The sequence below is a fragment of the Gammaproteobacteria bacterium genome, assembly GCA_003696665.1.
GTDB lineage: Bacteria > Pseudomonadota > Gammaproteobacteria > Enterobacterales.
This window is the reverse complement of record RFGJ01000124.1, coordinates 1-1,013: the sequence shown is the minus strand read 5'-3', so window position 1 is coordinate 1,013 and position 1,013 is coordinate 1. Positions and strand designations below refer to the sequence as shown.

Here is a 1,013-nt window from a genome sequence, read left to right as displayed (position 1 = left end):
GTGACGACAGGGGGACGTTCGACCAGGTCTTCGGGGCGGTCTTCACTTTTTTCACCCGTCTCTTCAACCTGCAGGATGGCGTCCTCGTCAAAACCGATGTTTTCAACTTCGTAGTTGAATTCGGCCGCCAGAATTTCCGCGGTTTCAAAGTCAAGGGGATGATTGATGGTGACCATATGCCCCATCCCCATCAGCTCACGGATCAGGTCGTTGGCCTTGACCCCCATGCGCTTGGCCAGTTCACCAACCGTGATGGAGTCGGCGATGCGGATTTTTCGCTTGATGGCCTTGGAGACGGTGATTTCGGTTTTTTTCTGCTGCTTGGAGGCCTTTTTGACCTTGCGGTAACGCTCGCCACGCTCAGGCTCAAAAACCTCCATCCGCGCCCTGCGGCTGCGAGGCGCCCCCCGGCGCTCCTCAAAACCGCCGCCTTTGCCCTTTTTCTTCTTTTTGTTGCGCCCTTCCTTGCCGGGGACTTCGGCCGGAGCCGGTGCGGGCATGGGCGTTACAACGGTGCGCTGGGGACGCGGTTTGCCACGACCGGCTGCCGGTCTGGCCTCCCGCGCGGGGCGGGCCTCGGTCGTCTGGGGCAATTCCACCCGCCCGAGAATCTTGGCCCGGTTCGCCGTCGCCCGCTGCGGTTTCTCGGGAGCAGGTTCGGTATCGGCCTTTTGAACGGCTTTTTCGGCCACCGGCTCAGCCGGTGCCTCCACCTCTTCAACCGGCGCAGGCTCGGCATCTTCCGCAGCAGGGGGAGCGGCGGATGCGGCCTTTTCGGTGGCGCCGGTTTCATCCCGGGGCTCTTCAGGGGCGACGACAGGTTCAGGTTGCTTTTCGGCCGCCGCGGCAGTCTTTTCGGCCGCCACCTTGTCCTTTTCAGAGCTGACAACCGGCTGTGACTGGTCGGCCACTGTCGCGGCAGTCTTTTCGGCCAGCTGCTCCGCAGCCGGCTTGTCCTCCTGGGGTTTGACCTCAACCTTCGGCTCAGGAGCTTTTTCTTTGCGCCTGCGCCG

The 1,013-nt window shown here is 62.4% G+C and carries 1 protein-coding gene; it reads right to left on the bottom strand.

Features of this window, described 5'->3' with window-relative positions; translation table 11 throughout:
- Positions 1–1,013, bottom strand: a 1,013-nt coding sequence (locus tag D6694_03895) for a translation initiation factor IF-2 (protein RMH46075.1), incomplete at both ends; no start/stop codon positions are given.